Consider the following 21,293-nt stretch of genomic DNA (forward strand, 5'->3'; position numbering starts at 1 on the left):
TTGTTAAATCTTTCTTTTTAAATTATTAATTCATTAATTTTATGACAAATAAAAATAATGAAACAAATTTTACTTTTCTTTTTTTTGTGTTTAACATTCATAGCTTATTCTCAAAATGGTTTTCAGTTTCAAGGTAAAGCGACTAAAACGGTAGTTCCTTTTAAGTTGATTAATAATTTAGTTTTTGTACCCATAAAAGTAAACGGTGTTGAGCTTAATTTTTTATTGGATACCGGTGTTGCCGAAACTATTCTTTTTAGTCTGGAAGATAAAAAAGAGTTCCGTTTTCTAAATACAGAGAAAATTACCTTAAGAGGTTTGGGTAGTCAAAAAGCAGTTGAAGGATTAAAATCAACTAATAACACCCTTGTTTTTGGAAATTTAATTAATAAAGGTCATTTGTTATATATTGTATTAGATCCTGAATTTAATTTTTCATCTCATGTGGGTATTCCTGTCAATGGAATTATTGGGTATCAATTTTTTAGAAATAATCTCATTGAAATTGATTACCATAAAAAGCAAATTATTGTTTATAAAGACAATAAAGAAAACCGAGCAAAAGTGTCAAAAAAAGCAACGGCTATGTCTATTGCCATAGAAAAATCAAAACCATACATAAATAGTAATGTGAGTATTTCAAGTACTTTGATTCCTGTAAAATTATTGATAGACATTGGTAATAGTGACGCTGTATGGCTGTTTAAAAACAATAGGAATGATTTCCAAATTCCGTCTAAGAATTTTGATGACTTTCTAGGAAGGGGTTTTAGCGGTGATATTGAAGGTAAAAAAGCTCGGATAGCTCGTTTTGAGTTGGGATCGTTTCAATTTGATGGTCCTATTGCAGCATTTCCTGATAGCGTTTCTACTAAAAATGTTTCTATGGTCCAAGACAGAATGGGATCTGTAGGTGGCGAAATTATGCGTCGATTTAAAGTAGTTTTTGACTACACTAACCAAAAGCTTTTTTTAAGAAAAAATAGATATTACAAAAGTGCATTCAGTTACAATAAAAGTGGTATTGAGATTGAACACAACGGTCTTGAGTGGGTGCAAGAAACAGTAAAAATGGAAACAGTACCCTCAAACTTTGGTTATAATAAAGGAGCAGGAGGAGTTACAATTTATCCTAATGATTTTAAATATAAGTTTCAGCTCAAACCAATTTACCAAATAGCGCATGTGAGAAAAAATTCAGCAGCAGCAAAGTCTGGATTAAAAAGTGGCGATGTGATAATTAAAATTAATAAAAATAATCCTTTTGATATGTCTTTGCAAGATATTAATACAATGTTAAAATCAGAATATAGCAAGTGGATTTCTTTGGAGGTGGAGCGCAATGGTTTACCCCTAAAATTTAAATTTCAACTGGATGATATTTTGTAGTTTATCATCCAGAGAAATGAAGAATTAGTTTGTAGTGACTTCGCCTTTTATTTTTAGAGCAATTCTACCTCCTTCATAATTGATGGCATTAGATTCAACAGTTATTGTTTTTCTAATAGGACCTGGAGCCATGTTGTATTTTACACTTATTTTCCCAGTTTTCCCGGGCATTATTGGCTCGTTTGGTTTGGTTGGAACAGTACATCCGCAGGTAGATAACACATTTGTGATGATCAATGGAGCGTTTCCGGTATTTGTAAAAATAAAATCCCGAACTCCATTTTCTGTGTTTTTAACTTTTCCGAAGTCAATGGTATTGTCAGGAGCTTCAAAATCAATTTTGGGTCCGTTTTGGGCAAAGCCAATACTTGAAAACAGAATTAATGTCAATAGTGTAATAGTTTTTTTCATTGTAGTTCTTGATTGGGTTAGGTAAATATACCGTGTTTATAATTATAGAACAAAATTTTATTTCTCTTTTTATAGTCTACTTAATTATTTACTTTTGTTCACTATTATATAAATACAAATATCAGACCAAAGACTACAGCTGCATTTTTTGGAATGTTCAAATGTCTTAAAACTCTAAATAAAATGACTATTCCTGCACAATTTGACGCTAAAACCATTGAAAATAAGTGGTATGACTACTGGATGAAAAATAATTATTTTCACTCAGAACCAGATCATAGAACACCATATACCATAGTAATTCCACCACCAAATGTAACCGGAGTTTTGCATATGGGGCACATGCTAAACAATACCATTCAGGATGTATTGATAAGAAGAGCACGTCTTAAAGGCTTTAATGCATGCTGGGTTCCTGGTACAGATCACGCATCTATAGCAACAGAAGCGAAGGTTGTAGCCAAGTTGAAAGCAGAAGGAATCAATAAAAATGATCTGACTCGTGAGGAATTCTTAGCGCATGCGTGGGAATGGACAGATAAATATGGTGGAGTAATTTTGGATCAACTAAAAAAGCTTGGTGCTTCTTGCGACTGGGAAAGAACAAAATTTACAATGGACCCTGATATGTCAGCCTCTGTAATTAAATCTTTTGTTGATTTATACAACAAAGGTTTGATTTATAGAGGATACCGAATGGTAAACTGGGATCCTGAAGCTAAAACAACTTTGTCTGATGAAGAAGTTATTTATGAAGAACAACAAGGAAAACTCTTTTTTCTTAAATATAAAATTGAGGGGACAGAAGAATTTCTAACCATTGCTACAACACGTCCAGAAACAATTTTTGGAGATACTGCAATTTGCATCAACCCTAACGATGAACGTTTTGCTCATTTGAAAGGTAAAAAAGCAATTGTCCCAATTTGCGGAAGAGTAATTCCAATCATTGAAGATGAGTATGTTGATATCGAATTTGGAACAGGTTGTTTAAAAGTGACTCCTGCTCACGATATGAATGACAAAACTCTTGGAGAAAAGCATAATCTTGAGATTATTGATATTTTTAACGAGGATGCAACTTTAAATAGTTTTGGATTACACTATCAAGGGCAAGATCGTTTTGTGGTTCGGGAAGCTATTGCTATAGAATTGCAAACAATAGGTGCTTTAGCAAAAACAGAAACGCATCTTAATAAAGTAGGAACTTCAGAAAGAACCAAAGCTGTTATTGAACCACGCTTGTCTGATCAGTGGTTCTTAAAAATGGAAGAATTAGTTAAACCAGCAATCAAATCAGTGCTTGAGGATGGTGACATTATATTGCATCCAGCTCGTTTCAATAATACATATGCACATTGGTTAAACAATATTAGAGACTGGAATATCTCCCGTCAATTGTGGTGGGGACAACAAATTCCAGCTTATTTTTACGGTGATGGAAAAGAGGATTTTGTAGTTGCAGAGAATATTGATGATGCTTTAAAGTTAGCAAGAGAGAAAACTTTAAACCTTGAACTTGAAACAAAAGATTTAAAACAAGATGTGGACGCCTTAGACACTTGGTTTTCTTCTTGGCTGTGGCCAATGTCTGTTTTTGGAGGAATTATGGATCCTGAAAGCGAAGATTTTAAATATTATTATCCAACGAATGATTTGGTTACAGGTCCAGATATTTTGTTTTTCTGGGTAGCCCGAATGATTATTGCAGGGTATGAATACACGGGACAGAAGCCATTTACGAACGTATATCTGACTGGTTTAGTTCGGGACAAACAAAGACGCAAAATGTCTAAATCTTTAGGGAATTCTCCTGAGCCTTTAGAATTGATTCAAAAATTTGGTGCTGATGGAGTTCGTGTAGGGTTGCTTTTGAGTGCTTCTGCGGGTAATGATATTATGTTTGATGAAGAGTTGTGCAACCAAGGAAAAGCCTTTACCAATAAAATTTGGAATGCATTCAAATTGATAAAAGGTTGGGAAGTTTCAGATGCTATACCACAACCAGAATCATCTAAAGTAGCAATCGAATGGTATCAAGCAAAATTGCAACAAACATTAGTAGACATTGAAGATAATTTTGAGAAATACAGAATTTCAGATGCTTTGATGGGGATTTACAAATTAGTTTGGGACGACTTCTGTTCTTGGTTTTTAGAAATGATTAAACCAGCATATCAGCAACCAATTGACAGCGTAACTTTTGCGAAAGCGATTGAAATGCTTGAAAACAACCTGAAATTATTGCATCCGTTTATGCCTTTCTTAACCGAGGAAATTTGGCATTTAATAGCAGAGAGAACGGCTGATGAAGCTTTAATTATTTCGACTTGGCCAGAATTAACATCTTTTGATTCACAATTAATTACAAGTTTCGAATCTACTATAGAAGTAATTTCAGGAATTAGAACAATTCGTAAAGATAAAAACATACCATTTAAGGATGCTATTGACTTTAGAGTCGTAAACAATGAAAATGCGTCAACTTATTTTGACAGTGTTATTGTTAAATTAGGAAACATAAAAAACTTAGAATATGTATCAGATAAAGTAGAAGGAGCACTTTCTTTCCGAGTGAATTCTAATGAATATTTTATCCCAATCACTGGAAATATTGATGTGGCTGCCGAAATTGCAAAATTAACAGAAGAACTCAATTACATTAAAGGTTTCTTGAAATCAGTTCAAGTTAAATTGTCAAATGAAAAGTTTGTTGCCAATGCTAAACCAGAGGTAATCGAAAACGAGCGCAAGAAAGAAGCGGATGCTCTATCAAAAATCGAAACCATTGAGCACAGTTTAGCAGGATTAAAATAATCTTTGGTTTTTTAGTTGTATAATATAATCCCATCTCAGTATTTTGATATGGGATTTTTGTTGTATATACGAATGTATTAGACTTTACTTTTAATAAAGAGTGATTTTGACTGAAAGGGAGTTAATTATTGCCAATGTAAGATTGGGAGACCTCCATTAATATTAGGTATTTTGTCCTGTTTCCATGCATTTGGTAAAATATTATTATTTAAATCGTTTACGAAGGAAGTTGTCAATAAATAGTTATGTTCTTTACTAATACCTCTGATAGGACCTATTTTAGGACCTAACAGTATTGTACTAATTGAGTAGTAACAATTATCTATTTCATTAAAAACATAATAATGTCCATTAGCAATTGGATTATTGTATTCTTCTAAAATATTTGAAATTTTACCTGTGTTGTAAGAGTTGTAAACTTCTCCTTTATATTGTCTGCCAATAATACCGGCAGCATATTTTTGAGTTAGAATTTCTCCTTTATTATAACAATTTCTTGTATAGTTTCGAACCGTTAAGTCGTTGCCTCCAGTTCCCCATCCGATTATTCCTCCTGCAATTTGACTGCTTGCAGTAATAGTACCAATGTTGTAGCACTCTTGTACTACACAATCACTTTTATATCCTACTATGCCTCCTACTGTTGAGATTCCTTTGATAGTTCCTTTATTAAAACATTTTTCTATTCGGCCTGTTGTACCATAACAATCTCCTATTATGCCGCCAACATTACCTTCTGCTTGTATGCTTCCGTTGAAGGAACAATTAGTTATGGTAGCAAAACCATATCCAGCAATGCCTCCAACATAATTTTTTGCAGTAATGGTTCCTTCAAAGGAACAGTTTTCTATAATTGCATTTGCTTCACCAGCAAAGCCTCCAACAAAATTTACGCCCTCAATAGATCCATTTACAATGCTTAAGTTCTTTACGTAAGCCTTTTCACTTATACATCCAAATAAACCAGTAGGATCATGTTCATCGGTGTTTTTTATTTTTAAATTCAATATTTTTTTAAAATTCCCGTCTAGATTCGCCATAAACCGTAATTCCCTGTTTTTGCCAATAGGTATGAATAGAATATTGTTTAGATCAATATCGTTCATTATTTTGAAATTTTTATGCAAAAAGATTTCGGTCTCCGGAGTTTTTGGATTTACCTCATTAATAATTTTTGATAAATAAACAAGATGTTCTGGAATTTCAATTTGATAAGGATCTTCAATTGTACCATTTCCTTTTGTCCATTTGGTCGGAGTAAAAACAGTTGGCTTCGTTTCCGGAATAATCTCGTTACTATTATTATCGCATGAAAAGAAAAAAACAATAGTAAGTAGGCTGAATAAAAAACGATATTTCATATTTTATATCTTGGGTGGAATAATAATTGGTTAAAGATATGGCAATTCTTTAAAAATTTAGTTTTTTAAATTATAAAAACATACTCAAATCAATAAAAGTATTCGTTTACGCCTCCAAGTAAAGTTTTAGCTAATGAAAGACAAAAAGAAGCGGATGCTCTATCAAAAATTGAAATTATTGAACACAGTTTAGTAGGACTTCAATAAGTTTTTACATTTTATTTATTTCAAACCCATTTCAACTAAAAATTGAAATGGGTTTTTTAATTTATGAATATTTTTTAAATTAAAATACTTGTAAAACATCGATGAAAGACATCCTGACTGCTATTTAAAGAGTATTTTATCCTTTAATCGATATTAAATTGAGTTGCTGTTTTTTGTGTGTAATTTTGGAGGATAATTGTATAAATACCACATTTACAAATACATGAGAAAAATATTTAGTATTGCTTATAAGCAAGATTATAATAAAGGATACGCTATTGGACTAAATCCTTTTTTAGAATACAATAGCAACATGCAAAACGATGCTTGTATAGCAGGATTTAATGCCGGAAGGTCAGATTATGAGCGAATGAATGGTTTTATAAGAGACGGTATTCCTAGTAGAATTGTTACTGAAAAAGTTTTAGAAGACTTTTTAATTGCGGGATTATTAGGATTACCTATAGATGATTCAGGATATACTTCTTATCAACTTGGAATTATTGCAGAATGGTACCAAAGCGGTACTGAGAAATATGAACCAAATTATAGCGTTTCCTTATTAAATGTTTTAGACAGTATAGGTATAGAGATGGGATAGACTATAGCAATTAAAATAAAAAAACACCTCCAAAGCAATTGCTTTGGAGGTGTTTTTTTATCGAGTTAAAGTATGAAATTAAGATTCAGAATTACAATTTATACTTTAAAATAGCCATTACTTGTCTTGGAGCAATAGGATTTGTACTGTAATTTTCGTGAACTGTATAATTCAATTCATTAGTAATGTTAGAAAGTTTACACAAAAGTGAAATTTTATTCCATTCGTAACCTAGTGATGCATCAACTGTAATATATCCTTTTAATGGGATGTCTCTGTCTTCAATTTTTACCGTGTATGTTTTTGGTGTTGTAGCAGGAGTAACCTCTGTCCAAACGTAACGGTCGTTCCATCCTCCTAAACGATTTCCTATATAATTACCCATGGTGCCTATTGTGAATCCCTTTAATTTTCCAGAAGGTACTTTGTAAAAGAAACTTAAGTTTGCCGTATTTTTTGGAGTTCTCACAAATAAATCACCTACTACAAAACTACCACTGGTACCAGATGATTTTGAAATCTTAGTTTCATTAAAACTATATCCAGCATTGATGTTTAATCCTTCTATTGGTCTTGCAATAATATCAATTTCTAAACCTTTTCCTTTTGTAGCGCCTACTAGTTCGCGTCTATTAGTATCTACATTTGGGGTAACACCATCTGCACCAAATTGAGCTGTTTGTGCAAGATTATTATTTTCTATTTGGTAAACAGTAACATTTGTACTTAAAATTCCTTTCCAAAAATCTTTTTTTATACCCACTTCGTATTGATCAATAATTGAAGGATCAAGTGGTTTTAAGTCTACAGTTGTTCCTGTATTTGGGGTAAATGAGTTGGAATAACTTGCAAAAAAAGAAACCTCTTTATTGGGTTGAAATACTATACCTGCTTTTGGAGAGAATGCTCTGTTGACAGTTTTACCTGTTGTTACAGGTCTTGCATTTTCATACGTTGTTGTTATAGTGTTGACATTATTGATACGTTCAATTACTTCTCTTGTTGTTGTAGCATCATTTTGCTGCCATGACCATCTAATCCCCGCAAGAACCTTAAAATAATCATTTATCGAAATTAAATCTTGTGCAAAAACTCCAAAGCGCTGTGTACTTGTAGTTGCAAGTTGGGTTACTCTGCTAGGAAATGGCACATCAAGACTTTGTGTGTTGTAACTGTAGTTTAACAAGTTTATGGCTGTTGTTTCTGTAGTTATAAGATCTGCCGGTGTTAATGGTGCATAAAAACCAAAGGTATAACTAGGTGCCGAAGAGTCTTCATAATCTGCTCCTGTAAACAATTGATGTTTTATTTTCCCAGTAGTGAAAGTACCTTGTAAGCTTAATTGATCTGCAAAAATCTTCTCCGCAGCATCAGCTTGTGTTAAACCTCTTTTCCAGTTTATTTGTTGAACACCATTAGTAGTAGTATATGCTAAATTTGATAATTGCGCTGTTGATTTTTGTGTTCTATTGTACGATTGAAAAGAAGTATTAAAACCTAATTTCCAATTATCATTAAAATCATGATTCACAAGTATAGATGCACTTGATGATTTTGTATTTCCTCTTGACCATAATGCTCCAAAATTTACGTTGCGCGGTGTATGGAGTATTTCTTTACCTACAATTCCAGTTCCAAAATCTGGTGTCCAATCGGCGCTTAAATAATCACCTTGTACGGTGATTTGAGTTTTGTCAGAAATATGAAATAATAATGAAGGATTAATATAAACTCTATCGTTTTTTACAAAGTCTCTAAAGCTTTCTGATTTTTCGTAAGAAGCATTCACACGATAAGCAATGCTCTTACTCAAAGGGCCATAAAAATCTATTGATGGTTTGTAATAAGAAAAACTTCCCATTTGCATAGATAATTCTCCACCAGCAGTAAACTTTGGAGTTTTTGTTACCAAGTTCAAGATACCTCCTGGAGCCACATTTCCATATAATAATGCCGAACCACCTTTTAAAAATTCCACTTTTTCTAAGCCAGAAACTTCTGGAATAGAACCTCCATTGTATCTAAAACCATTTTTAAGCATATTGTTACCTGACATGTCGTAACCTCTTGAAAAAAATGACTCTTGAGCACCACCTCTTGCTGAACCTACATAAATACCGTTAGCATTTTTTATAACATCACTCAACCTAATAGATTGCTGTTGACCAATAATTTCAGATCCTATTACTTGTAAACTTTGTGGAGTATCCATTGGTTTTAAACCAGAACGCAAAGCAGATATTGTTTTTTTCTCTTTATTGCTTGAAACAACAACTTCTTTTAATATTTGTCCTTTTTTATTTTTTACAGTATCAACTGCTATGTCCATGTAAGCTTCAATTTCCTTTGTCTCTTTGGTGTTTAATCCAGTTTGCGAAAAACTAGAAAGACTCATAAAAAATGCAGCTACGGGTAAAAAAATATATTTCATTTGTATTTATTTAGAATAATTAAAAATAACTTTGCAAATATAAAACTCATCTTTTGAATTACAAAGCTTATTTAGATTAAATACTAATAAAAAATTAATAAATATTTAGTAGTTTGATTTGTAGTGCATTAAAATAGTGTTTTTGGAAGGATGAAAGTCTAACTTAACTTTTAAGGTCTTAAAAGAATCTTTGAAATGGTAAAAAAGGAAATGAAAAACGGCAAGATTAGTCTTCTGAATGATACTTCTGGAAAATAGGAGGTAAGGCAATCTGCAAAAAAGATTTTAAGATTGTGATATAAATACTTCTTTATTTGTAATCCTAATAAAGTGTGTTAATGAAGTTTCTTATCTAGAATAATACAAAGGGATGCATGAATTACTTCAATTGTAAAAATGATTTTTTTTTAAAATTACTCGTCTTAATCGTTTTTCCGGTATCTAAAATCAAAATACCCGAATAGTCTGGATATCTTTTTAACAACTGTAATCCTTCCTTTTGACCAAGGACCATAATAGAGGTGCTTAATCCATTTGCAGTTTCAGCATTTGGGCCTATAATTGTTACGCTACACAATCCCGTTGCAGGGTATCCCGTCAAAGGGTTTATAATATGAGAATAGCGTTTGCCATCAAGAAGTACAAATTTTTCATAACTACCAGATGTGGTAATAGCACCGTCATAAATAGGGATAATAGTCATGACTTTTTCAGGTTTAAATGGATTTGTAACACCTATTTTCCACGATTCTCCATTGGGCTGTTTTCCCCACAAACTCATGTCGCCAGAGCCGTTAATGATGCCAGCACTTATACCTTTAGATTTCATTATGGTTCGGCATTTATCGGTTGCATATCCTTCTCCTAAGGCGCCAAAACCTATTTTCATCCCTTTTACTTTGAGGTAAATGGTAGACTCTAAACTGTCCAAAATGATATTTTCATAACCCACCTTTTCAACTGATTTTTGAATAGCTTCTGCTGTGGGCATTTCGGTCATGGATCCATCGAATTTCCAAATTCGATCCATTGCCGCAAAACTGATGTCAAACCTGCCTTGTGTTTCTTTTGATAATTGAATGGCTCTTTGCGTTAGTTCAAAAACTTCACGATCTACTTTTACAGCTTTTATACCCGCATTTTGATTCACTGCTGACACCTGCGATGTAGGCTTCCAGTCCGAAATCAAGTTTTCTATACGTGTTATTTCAGCAACAACTTCATCAATACTTTGTACAGCTGTTGTAGTATCTTGAGCCACTATAGAAATGTCAAAACGACCACCCATCAATAATGTGGTTCTCTTTTTAAGAACTTGAGCTTGTAGGTTTTGGACCAATAACAAGGTTACTAGCAATAAAAATAAACGATATGGAATCATTACTTATTAATTTTTTTAGGGCGTGACCCTCAGTTTCTTTCCAAAGGACAAAACTGAGGGTCGTGCTGTTCGTTCCCGCTTTTATAGAAAAGCCCAAAAAAGGCTTTTCTATAAAGAGCTCCACTGCCATCACTCACGCAAAGCACATGCGTATAGCAAGGTGTTTTTTTTAATAGCAGTCAGACAGAATTTGATTTTTATTTTTGTAGAAGGCAATTCCAACTCCGGTATGCTCAAGACAAATAGTATCTAAAACACGTTCAACATCTTGCTGCATGGCTAGTGAACCACAAATCATGATTACGCCGCCAGAACCTAGTAATTCTATAAAAAAGGAATCATCACGCTGAATTAAATCCATGACATACATAGCATTTTCTTCACGAGATAGCGCTACATGAAATTCTGTTAGCCTCTTTTTTTCTATCATTTCATTTAGGAAAAATTCATACCCTTGTACGGTTTCGGTTTTTTTCCTAAAACCACAGTATAAATAGGTAGGGACTTTTGTTTTATTTTGGTCAACCATTCCTAAAAACGGAGCAATTCCTGTTCCATTTGAGATCATTGCAATTTTTGTAGCCTGTACAGGAAAATAAAAGGACGGATTAGGTAATATTCTGCCCTCAAAGACATCTCCTTTTTTTAAGTGATACAAATATCGAGAACCCAAACCATGCGGATGTAATTTCACTACAAGTTGCATAGTGTCTTGCAGCATACCTACAGAATACAGTCGTTCTTGATTGTCGTTTGCAGGATAAATGGCAAGTAAATCTCCTGATTTTATTTTGTTTCTTTTGGCATATCCTAGATTCATAATAAAAGTTAGGTCTGTAGGAGTGACTTCTGTTTTATCAAGTACAACAAGTTTTTTAAGTCCTTTTGGTACTGCATTGTATAAAGATGGAGTAGTAGCCAGCAGGATTCCCGTTTTGGCATTCCACAAGCGTACCCACTCTATAAATTCAGCAACTGATTTGTCATTAACAGTTTGTAAATCGAGTAATCGTACAGCCCAATCTTGCTCCTCTAAAACACTATCAACTGTAGTGGCAAACTCACAAAAGTCAGGATATGCACGTGATCCAAAACCCAATACTGAAAAATTTATCTTTTGGTTTTGACCGTTTTGATTGACTAGTGAAGTAAACTTAGTAGCATTTGCAGGCGCATCACCTAATCCATGTGTTGCTGTAAAAACTAAGATATGTTCAGCTTGAGGATAGGTTTGATACGAATTGAGTTCCGTTAAAAAGACTTTATTTCCTGCCGCAATAAGTTGTTTTTGAATCGCATTTGCAAAAACGAGTGTGCTACCATTCTCTGATCCTACTAAAATAATGATGTTGCTTTGGTCTTTTTTGAATTTGTTTTTTATTCTGCTTGATCTACGTTTGAGTGTCATGGCAAACCCAGAATAGATAAAAAACAATATGTTGATACTTGCAAAACCCAGTATTAATGCCCATAAAATACTTGTTCTCCCGGTATGTAAATTAAGACTCCAGCTTGAAATAAGCGTTTGTAATGGAAAAGGTGTTACGCGCACTATCGCTCCAGTTAATTGATTTACTTCAATTTCTTTGTCACCTAAAGTTATGATATAATTTTCCTCAGGATCATCAGAAAACGGAAATTCTATTTTTTGAATGTCGCTCAGTAAGGTGTTTTTAAAAAAAGATTGAGCTGTTTTTTTTGTTGGAGTATGGGTTATAGTAGTTGTATTTTTAGCCTCTTTTTCAGTTGAATCCATAAAAAAATTGAACTTCTCTAGTGTTAAAAAAGTTCCCGTTGCAGCAAGAATAAGAATCGGTATTAAAGACCATCTTCCTAAAACAATATGGTAGTATTGTGCAAAATTTTCCTTGACAATTTTTGAGAATAAACCACGGAAACTTTGTTGTCTTTTGATAAGCAGTGCTAATCCTGAAATACTGATTAAAACCAGTAACATGGAGATAAAACCAACGATGAATCTTCCGGTTTCTTTTAAAAATAAAGACCTATGAAGGGCAGTTGTCCATAGGATAAATTCGTTTTTTTTCTCGGGTTTTCCAAGGATTTTCCCAGTTTTAGGATCTATGTATGCGTTGACATCTTGATCTTGACCGTCTATTCCTTCTAAAATTACAAACTGATTGTGATCTACACGTACTGAAGTTATATCTGGGTAAACCTTTCTAACTGCTACAATAGTTTTGTCTAATGTGAGGGTATCAAAATTAGCAACTTTGTAAGGTGGAGTTTTTTCCTGAATAGCATCAACAGCAAGAATCACTCCTGTAACCGATGCTAATATTAAAAACAACGCCGAGAATAAAGCTAGAGCTAAATGTGATAATCGCCAAAAAGAGAGAGTCATAATATGAAAATAATTACTTATCCGTTCTAATTATATTTTAGAGAGTGGATTAAAGTATGTGATTTATTTAAAAATGACCCTTGCATTCATTTAAAAAGCAAGGGTCAATTAGTTTGAATTGAAGTATTATAGGAGTACTAAATTTTATTTAAACGCACATATCTGATGTAATTATTACCTTCAGTTTTAGCCGCAATTCCTTCAGTAGTAAGTGGAATTTCAATATCGGTGGTGTGGTATTTGTGATCTTCTACAGCGGTTTCAAAACGCAATTTAAATCCTTTGTTAATTTTAGCATCTTCAATTTCAATAGTCGTTATGCTTCGGTCACCACCTGTTACAGATGCGCCTGTTTTAGCACTTAAATTTTCAGGTTTTTTAGCATAAAATTTGTGCCATTCCTTTAATGTTTTGTACCATTTTTTATCATCGCCCATTACATAAAGCGTTTTTACGTATTCTCCTTTTGCATTCACTAGTGAAACTACAATGTAAGCTCCTTCGCCCATATAGTTTGACATTTGTAACATGCATTTGTATTTACTACTTTGAGCAGTTGCTTGATTTGTTGTAAAACACAATAATAATAGGGTTAACGATATTTTAAGTATGGATTTCATATTTTTATTTTAAAAATTCTAGATCAATTTTGTTTGTGGTAAGCGTCTCGTTTTCTTTAGCCAAAGAGTATGCCGTTTCATCAAATTCAGTAGTAATATCTTTTATTACTCCTATACTTAATAAATATTTTAACATAACATCATCCTTTGCAATCATGGCGGCTTTGTGAAGTGCTGTTAATCCGTCTTTGTTTTTTGAATTTAAGTCTATTGGCAAAGAAGACAATTTTTTTACCAAACCCAAATCATTTTTTGCAACTGCAAAATGGATTAAAGTACTGCCGTCTTTTTGTGGCGCAACCATATCAAGACCTTTTTCTTGTAAAAATTTCATTTTCAAATCAAATGGATCTTGAACGGCACCGTTTGCGTTGTCTAGTTTACCGTTCATTGGTCTGTAGGATTGAATTAAATAGTACCCTAAATTGTTTTGATCTTTGTCTAATACTTTTGGATTTGCACCTTTGTTTAGTAGTGCTGTAACTGCTTCGGGAGTTCCCGATTTCACAGCAAGCGTCAAAGCCGATTCTCCTTTCTCATTTTGAGCATTGATATTTGAAACAAGTGGTAACAATAATTCTAATGCAGCTATATCTCGAGCTGCAGCTGCTACCATGAGCGGAGTATTTCCTTCAGTATTTCTTGTGTTTACAGGAACACCTTTTGCCAGAAAATAATTGATTGTTTCAATTTGGTTTGGTTTTCCAGCTAAAAAATGCAAAACCGTTTCTCCGTTTTTATTGGCAGTAGTAGGTTTAAGTTTTAAATCTTCTACTAAATATTTATAGGTCTCTAGTGAAGTCACCTCTCTTCTTGATCCTTGAGCAGCAAAAAGTATTGCGCTGTTGGTATATTTTACTCCTTTTTCAATAAGTGATTTTAGCAAGGCTATATTTCCTGATCTTGCAGCATAATCAAAAGTGGTGCTTCCATCCACATCAGTATCTTTTAAAGACATTCCTTTTGAGGTAAAATAATTTGTCAGTGCTAAACTTTTATCACCAGCAATAGCCATGTGCATGAGGTTTACTCCGTCTCTATACTTTTTCTTAGGATCTGTCCCTGCTTTAAAAAAAGCTTCGTAAAGTGCCGTGTTGCTTTGGGCTCCAATTGCTGCAAAAGTAAGAGGGGTTTCACCTTTACTGTCTTCTAGATTGATATCAGACCCTTTAGCAATTAAATGTTCTACAATTGCCGTATTCCCTCTGTTTGCTGCCCAATGTAAGTAAATGCGATTGTCATGAGTCAATTTATTGACTTCATTGCCGGGTTGTTCTAAAAGGTATTTTATAGTCGCTTCTGGCGCATCATTGTTAATTGCCATTACGGTAACATCAAATGCATTTGCTGTTTGTCCTGCTGGATCATTCCCTTTTTCTATTTCAGCTTTTACAGTATTCACATCTGGTTTTGTTTTCCAAAAAGTGGATTCTAATAAGGTATTTTTTTGCTGTGCACTTACTAACATTGTTGTTACAAAGGCCAACGAAACAAAAAGTTTATTTTTCATGTTAATAGTATTTGGATTTCTATTTTTCAGTTACTTATTTAGATTAAATAAAAATAATATGTTACAAATATAGAAACCCTTTTCGAAGAATTAAAATTATTTAGAATAAATATGAATTGTAAAGTGAGAAATTATCAAATTTATAAGGTCTGTATCAAGCAAAAAATTAATTTACAGACGTTTAACTGAAATTATAATCCAATTATTTTTTCAAAACAAATTGTTCAGATGAAGGTTTTCCTTGTTGAATTCCGCTTATTTTGGCAATTATAGATTGGGATGACACTTGCTGGTAGGTAATAGTTCTAGGATAATCGTTTTTCAGGTTTTCAAAAACCATTGTTTTTTCTGTCGCATTATTTAATGTAAAAATAACGGGTTGATCATTATGTTGTCCTTTTATTGTAGCCGTGTATGTTAGATTATCACCGTTTTGTTGCAGTACAATTGTTTCATGGTGTATGGTATCCTTGTCTTGTATGTAAAATGAGGTGCCAAGTAAAGTACTGTCGTTGCCTTTTATCCAGTTCTCGGTAAGGGTTCCGGTTGCTGTTTTGTATTTCCAGTTTCCAATCATCCAATGAGCTGCTTTAATTTTTTCCTTTTCGCTAGTTTTGTTTTTGTTACAACTAAAAATACATATTACGGACAAGATAATTAGGGCTGATTTTTTCATGGAATGTATTTAAGGATGAATATTTTGTGCCTTACAAATTTATAAAAAAGATGTGATTTCTATTGAAATATTTATTCGTCAATTATAGTTTACTTGTCGTTCCTAGCCCAGTTAGAAGCGGCATCCTTTTTATGATTTTTTTAATCATAAAAAGATATAGCGGATAGCTGGATTAAGCTCTAGAAAACTAAATATTGCTTTTAAGAATTTGGTGTACTAGATCTTTTGTAGCAACGACTCCGTTTAACTGCTCCCGAACCTTGACAAAACTTACGTTAAAGGTACATCCTACTTTATATTGGCTGCATCCATAGGCTAATTTTCCTTTTAATACGGTTCCTTTTTTGCATTTTGGGCAGAGTAATTCGTTGGGAACGGCTTTCGCTAAAGTCTTCTTTTGTTCAAGTACAAGCTGGAAATTATCGTCAAAACGCAATAATCCTTCTACTGTACCGGCTTGTGTTTTAAAATCTTTCAAGTTTACGGTAGATCCTTTTTGCAATAAACGCAGGTATTGGTTTTCTGACATCTTTTTTTCGGCATAAACATAAGGTAATAAAAAAGTACATCCTGATTGATAGGCACTACAACCGTAGGCTGTTTTTCCTTTTAGTAGCGATCCTTGTTTGCATTTCGGGCATTTTTGTTGTGCAATTCCGGCAGGTGATTTTTTTACGGGTTTTGCAATTTTCTTTTCCTCATGCAGTGGTACTGCATGTATTGCACGACGGGTTTCAAGACGAACTTCATCAACAAGTGCTCCTACCATTTGTTTCATATTATTAATGAATGAAGCGGCAGAATACGTTCCTTTTTCTATATCCCGAAGTTGTTTTTCCCAAGAACCCGTGAGTTCTGCTGATTTTACCATATCATTTTGAATGGTGTCAATCAGTTGAATGCCGGTTGCAGTGGGTAATACCTGTTTCTTATTACGAATAATATATTGCCTCTTGAATAAGGTTTCAATGATATTAGCTCGGGTTGATGGTCTGCCAATACCATTTTCTTTCATAAGCTCGCGCAGGTCATCATCTTCAACTTGTTTTCCGGCGGTTTCCATAGCTCTTAATAAGGTAGCCTCGGTAAACTGGTTGGGCGCTTTCGTTTCTTTTTCTAAAAAAGAAGGTTCATGAGGGCCGCTTTCGCCAATGGTGAATAATGGTAAAAGATCGGTTTCTTTTTCCTTGGCATTTGGATCTTCAAAAACAACTCTCCATCCTTTTTTTAAAATTATTTTACCTGTTGTTTTAAAAACTACATCGGCAGCTTTACCCAGCACCGTAGTATTTGCCACAAGACAATCGTCATAAAAAACAGCGATAAATCGTTTGGTTATAATATCGTATACCTGCTGGTGATTGTAGGACAAGTTATTTTGTACACCTGTGGGAATAATTGCATGGTGATCTGTTACTTTACTATCATTAAAAACCTTACTTGATTTTTTTATTTTCTTATTCAATAAGGGCGTGGTCAATTGTGCGTAAGCCGTTAATTTTTGTAAAATACCAGGCACTTTTGGGTATACATCATTAGGTAAAAAAGTGGTGTCTACTCTAGGGTAGGTAATTACTTTTTGTTCGTATAACAGCTGTGCAATTTTTAAAGTTTCATCTGCTGAGAAACCAAATTTAGTGTTGCAATACACCTGTAATCCAGTAAGGTCAAATAATTTTGGAGCATACTCATTGCCGTTTTTCTTGTCAACAGCAATAATTTCAAACGGACTTTCTTTTACTTTTTGAGCCAGAATTTCACCTTCTTCTTTCTTTAAAAACCTACCTTCTTCATAATTAAAAAGAGTTTCACGGTACATGGTTTGTAATTCCCAGTAAGGTTGTGGCTTGAAATTCATAATTTCTTTATGCCGTTCTACAACCATAGCAAGAGTAGGGGTTTGTACCCTACCTATAGATAACACTTGCTTGTATCCACCATGTTTTACAGTGTACAGTCGAGTGGCATTCATACCCAGCAACCAGTCACCAATAGCCCTAGAGAAACCAGCATAGAACAAGTTGTCGTATTGACTGGACGGTTTTAAGTTTTGGAAACCTTCTTTAATAGCCTCTGTAGTCAAAGAGGAAATCCAAAGTCGCATCACCACTCCTTTATAGTGTGCCTGGTTCATCACCCAGCGCTGAATGAGTTCTCCTTCTTGGCCCGCATCACCACAATTAATAACCATTTCTGCTTGGTCAAACAATTGTTTTACAATTTTAAACTGTTTTTGGATTCCTGAATTTTCCACCACTTTGGTTTCAAATTTCTCAGGAAGCATGGGTAAGTTATTCAAATCCCAACTTTTCCAGTGGGGTTTGTAATCATTAGGCTCTTTAAGCGTGCACAAATGTCCAAAAGTGTAGGTAACCGCATAACCATTCCCTTCATAATATCCATCTCGTTTAGTGTTGGCACCCAGTACTGTTGCAATTTCTCTTGCCACACTAGGTTTTTCGGCAATACATACCTTCATCTTCATATACATTTAAGGGCGCAAATTAGCAATTTAGAAAGGATATCAAAAAACAATTCACACAGAGTTTTAAAAAGCTTTTTTAGGAGCAGTACTTCTTTCTTAGTAAGTAAAACTCCTCCTGCTATCCGCTATATCTTTCATCCCGAAAAAATCGGGATAAAAGGATGCCGCTGCTATCAGGGCTAAATAGAATATATTCTTTTTCAATAGGAGTAAAGTGTAACACAAGAATGCTAAACTTAAATTTTTAGGGAAACTCTAGCGCATATATAATCCTATAACAGATTCAAATTGTTCTCATGAAAATGGTCAAGTATTCTTATTTATGGGATTTGCCAAGCATTAGATCCAAAAATAAAATGGAACTCTAAACTTTTTGACAAACTAAGTATATTAATATTTTCTTGGCTATCCGGGAATTAACCAGATAGCGAAGAAAAATTTAAAAACAACTCAAGGAAGGTTTTGAGTTGTTTTTAAATAGATACGACTACTCATTAAAATAAGAATACGTATCGTTGTTTTTTAATTGAAGTAAGGTTTTGTAAATAAGCTGTATCACATTTTCTACATCCGAGCGATCAACCATTTCCACTGTAGTGTGCATGTAACGTAGCGGTAAAGAGATCAAAGCCGATGCTACACCTCCGTTACTGTAGGCAAATGCATCAGTATCTGTGCCCGTTACTCTTGACGAAGCTAATCTTTGAAACGGAATCTCATTTTCAATGGCTGTATCAAGAATTATTTCGCGCAGTGTATTGTGTACAGCTGGCGCATAGGTAATTACTGGTCCTTTACCTATTTTGGTATCGCCTTCTATTTTTTTATCAATCATCGGCGTGGTTGAGTCATGACATACATCGGTTACAATAGCAACATTTGGTCGTATGGTTTTGGTAATCATTTCTGCGCCACGCAAGCCCACTTCCTCTTGCACAGAATTGGTAATATAAAGACCAAACGGTAGTGTGATTTTATTTTCGTGCAACATTCTAGCTACCTCGGCAATCATAAAACCACCCATTCGATTGTCAATGGCTCTGCAAACAAATTTGTTTTCATTTAAAATCATGAATTCGTCTGGATACGTAATTACACAGCCTACATGAACACCCATAGCTTCCACCTGCTCTTTGGTTTCACAACCTATATCAATAAAAATATTCTCAACTTTGGCAGTCTCTTCTTTTCCTCTGCTTCTTGTATGTATGGCTGGCCAGCCAAATACCCCTTTTACAATACCTTTTTTAGTATGAATATCCACTCTCTTTGATGGAGCAATTTGATGGTCAGATCCGCCGTTGCGTATCACATACAGTAATCCATCTTCAGTAATGTAATTTACATACCATGAAATTTCATCGGCATGTCCTTCAATAACTACTTTATATGGAGCATCAGGGTTTATAACTCCTACAGCAGTTCCATAGGTATCCGTAATAAAGGTATCTACATATGGGCGTAAATAATCCATCCATATTTTCTGACCTTCGCTTTCGTAGCCCGTAGGAGAGGCGTTGTTTAAGTATTTTTCTAAAAAGGCTAAGGAAGTTGTATTTAATAGTGTTGTTGTACTCATAAAATATTTTTTTTGCTAAATTAAAAATTTGGCATCACACTTGTACATATATTGTATAATTTTGATTTTAAAAATTCGAAACATGAAACCATTGCTTATAGCGTTATTAATTATTTTTTGTGTTCACTTCTCAAATGCACAGACAACACCTCAAGACACTACAAAAATAGGTTACGAACTTGGTGAAGATGAAAATGAAATAAATGACACCATACAACTACCAGAAATATTAATTTCAAAAGAGAAACTAGATCTAGAAGCTAGAAAGCAATTTCTATTGCTACAAAGCAGGGTGTATAGAGTCTATCCGTATGCAAAAGTAGCGTCAGAGCGATTGACTAATCTTAACAAAGGCATGGCGAATTTAAAAACCAATAAAGAGAAGAAAAAATATTTTAAGATAGTCGAAGGTTATTTGAGCAATGAATTCGAAGCCAAACTCAAAAAACTATCCCGCAAGCAAGGCCAAATATTAGTAAAGCTTATTCACAGGCAAACAGGTACTACTACTTATGAGCTTGTAAAAACCCTCAAGAGCGGTTGGAAAGCTTTTTGGTCAAACACCGCAGCAAGTTTATTTGATATAAATCTTAAAACAAAATATGCTCCATATACCGTAAACGAAGACTATTTAATAGAAACTATATTATTTAGAGCGTTTGAAGCTGGAAGACTTCAAAACCAAAAACCAGCAATTGTTATAGATTATGATATTTTAAACGATTCCTGGGTAAAACGAGCTGAGAATTTAAAAAAATAATCAACTATTTACTTTCTATCAAATAAGAGATATGATAAGGGTAAGTGTTAATTGAGTCCTATTAGAATATCTGTATGCTCTATTTTATTGTTCTTCAAAAAAATCACCATTATATACATGTAATTTTTCCGCTCAAGGTTTGAGGAGCTTAAATACAGAGTATTCAATAGTGAGAACCCAACAGAGCAGATCATTTGAGGTTTACCTTATATATAGTATAGAAAACAATACTACCTAGATATATAGTAATAAAACTATCAAATACCCTCCAAAGGCTTGATTTCACTGTTCGGTTATCAAAATTCAAGTTAACTGGAAAAAAGTTTAGGTTTTAAGAAACGAGTAATCAGTGCTTTAGTTTAAAAGTTAAGAAAAGATTAAAAAAAGGCGAATAAAAAGCTTGTAAAAGCGAATAAAGGTTGTATTTTTGCACCCGCAATGACGCAGACGTTCTTTAAAATACTGACAAGAAAAACAAAGTTAATAGAGATTTACTCTTTAGAAAAAACTTTAAAAAAAGCTTGTGAGATTTAAAAACGAAAGTTATCTTTGCACCCCGCAAAACAACGGAAGTTCTTTGAGAGATTGATAAGAGAAAGAGAAGCGAATGAGATAAAAATTATCTCAAAAAAACTTCAAATTTTTCTTGCCAGTTAAAAAAAGAATAACTACTTTTGCACCCGCTTTGAGAAACAAACGA

14 protein-coding genes are annotated in these 21,293 nt (G+C 33.7%); 4 read left to right on the forward strand and 10 right to left on the reverse strand.

The genetic code is table 11. From position 1 onward, the window contains the following. The first annotated feature begins 57 nt into the window (after positions 1 to 57). Positions 58 to 1,389, forward strand: a complete 1,332-nt coding sequence (locus tag IQ05_RS12095; RefSeq protein WP_317133644.1) for an aspartyl protease family protein — start codon at positions 58 to 60, stop codon at positions 1,387 to 1,389. A 24-nt stretch (positions 1,390 to 1,413) separates the two neighbouring features. Here IQ05_RS12095 and IQ05_RS12100 read toward each other — a convergent pair whose 3' ends face one another. Then, positions 1,414 to 1,800 (reverse strand): DUF1573 domain-containing protein, encoded by a 387-nt coding sequence (locus IQ05_RS12100; RefSeq protein WP_144893316.1) that lies wholly within the window; start codon positions 1,798 to 1,800, stop codon positions 1,414 to 1,416. Positions 1,801 to 1,983: 183 nt separating this feature from the next. On the opposite strand from IQ05_RS12100, the gene IQ05_RS12105 reads away from it, so the two are divergent. Next, positions 1,984 to 4,617, forward strand: a complete 2,634-nt coding sequence (locus IQ05_RS12105; protein WP_144893317.1) for a valine--tRNA ligase — start codon at positions 1,984 to 1,986, stop codon at positions 4,615 to 4,617. Between the two features lie 125 nt (positions 4,618 to 4,742). Here IQ05_RS12105 and IQ05_RS12110 read toward each other — a convergent pair whose 3' ends face one another. Beyond that, positions 4,743 to 5,978 (reverse strand): GLUG motif-containing protein, encoded by a 1,236-nt coding sequence (locus tag IQ05_RS12110; RefSeq protein ID WP_144893319.1) that lies wholly within the window; start codon positions 5,976 to 5,978, stop codon positions 4,743 to 4,745. Positions 5,979 to 6,408: 430 nt separating this feature from the next. On the opposite strand from IQ05_RS12110, the gene IQ05_RS12115 reads away from it, so the two are divergent. Next, positions 6,409 to 6,786 carry a hypothetical protein gene (locus IQ05_RS12115; protein ID WP_144893321.1) on the forward strand — a complete coding sequence of 126 codons (378 nt, stop codon included), beginning with the start codon at positions 6,409 to 6,411 and terminating at the stop codon, positions 6,784 to 6,786. 91 nt (positions 6,787 to 6,877) lie between these two features. Here the strand turns inward: IQ05_RS12115 and IQ05_RS12120 are convergent, their stop codons facing one another. From IQ05_RS12120 to IQ05_RS12155, 8 genes are all read right to left on the reverse strand, one after another. Beyond that, the gene (locus tag IQ05_RS12120; protein ID WP_144893323.1) at positions 6,878 to 9,217 is read right to left on the reverse strand and encodes a TonB-dependent siderophore receptor; all 2,340 of its coding nucleotides are present in this window, start codon (positions 9,215 to 9,217) and stop codon (positions 6,878 to 6,880) included. Between the two features lie 379 nt (positions 9,218 to 9,596). After that, positions 9,597 to 10,598, reverse strand: coding sequence for an FAD:protein FMN transferase (locus IQ05_RS12125; RefSeq protein WP_244289571.1), 1,002 nt, complete (start codon positions 10,596 to 10,598; stop codon positions 9,597 to 9,599). A gap of 169 nt (positions 10,599 to 10,767) precedes the next feature. After that, complete coding sequence (locus IQ05_RS12130; protein ID WP_144893325.1) at positions 10,768 to 12,963, reverse strand: PepSY domain-containing protein; 2,196 nt, start codon at positions 12,961 to 12,963, stop codon at positions 10,768 to 10,770. Positions 12,964 to 13,100: 137 nt separating this feature from the next. Further along, on the reverse strand, positions 13,101 to 13,583 hold the full coding sequence (locus tag IQ05_RS12135) for a DUF2271 domain-containing protein (RefSeq protein WP_086454382.1): 483 nt from the start codon (positions 13,581 to 13,583) through the stop codon (positions 13,101 to 13,103). Positions 13,584 to 13,587: 4 nt separating this feature from the next. After that, positions 13,588 to 15,093 carry an ankyrin repeat domain-containing protein gene (locus IQ05_RS12140; protein WP_144893327.1) on the reverse strand — a complete coding sequence of 502 codons (1,506 nt, stop codon included), beginning with the start codon at positions 15,091 to 15,093 and terminating at the stop codon, positions 13,588 to 13,590. Positions 15,094 to 15,295: 202 nt separating this feature from the next. After that, entirely contained in the window at positions 15,296 to 15,769 is a 474-nt protein-coding gene (locus tag IQ05_RS12145; protein ID WP_144893329.1) for a DUF6265 family protein, read from the reverse strand. A 187-nt stretch (positions 15,770 to 15,956) separates the two neighbouring features. Beyond that, positions 15,957 to 18,248, reverse strand: coding sequence for a DNA topoisomerase 3 (locus IQ05_RS12150; protein ID WP_144893331.1), 2,292 nt, complete (start codon positions 18,246 to 18,248; stop codon positions 15,957 to 15,959). 493 nt (positions 18,249 to 18,741) lie between these two features. Further along, entirely contained in the window at positions 18,742 to 19,833 is a 1,092-nt protein-coding gene (locus IQ05_RS12155) for a M42 family metallopeptidase (protein ID WP_144893333.1), read from the reverse strand. 82 nt (positions 19,834 to 19,915) lie between these two features. Here IQ05_RS12155 and IQ05_RS12160 point away from each other — a divergent pair, with 82 nt between their 5' ends. Next, positions 19,916 to 20,593: a DUF4294 domain-containing protein gene (locus IQ05_RS12160; RefSeq protein ID WP_144893335.1), complete on the forward strand. Its 678-nt coding sequence runs from the start codon at positions 19,916 to 19,918 to the stop codon at positions 20,591 to 20,593. The last annotated feature ends 700 nt before the right edge of the window (positions 20,594 to 21,293 follow it).

This window comes from Flavobacterium tiangeerense, from assembly GCF_007830355.1.
In the GTDB taxonomy this organism is placed as follows: Bacteria; Bacteroidota; Bacteroidia; order Flavobacteriales; family Flavobacteriaceae; genus Flavobacterium; species Flavobacterium tiangeerense.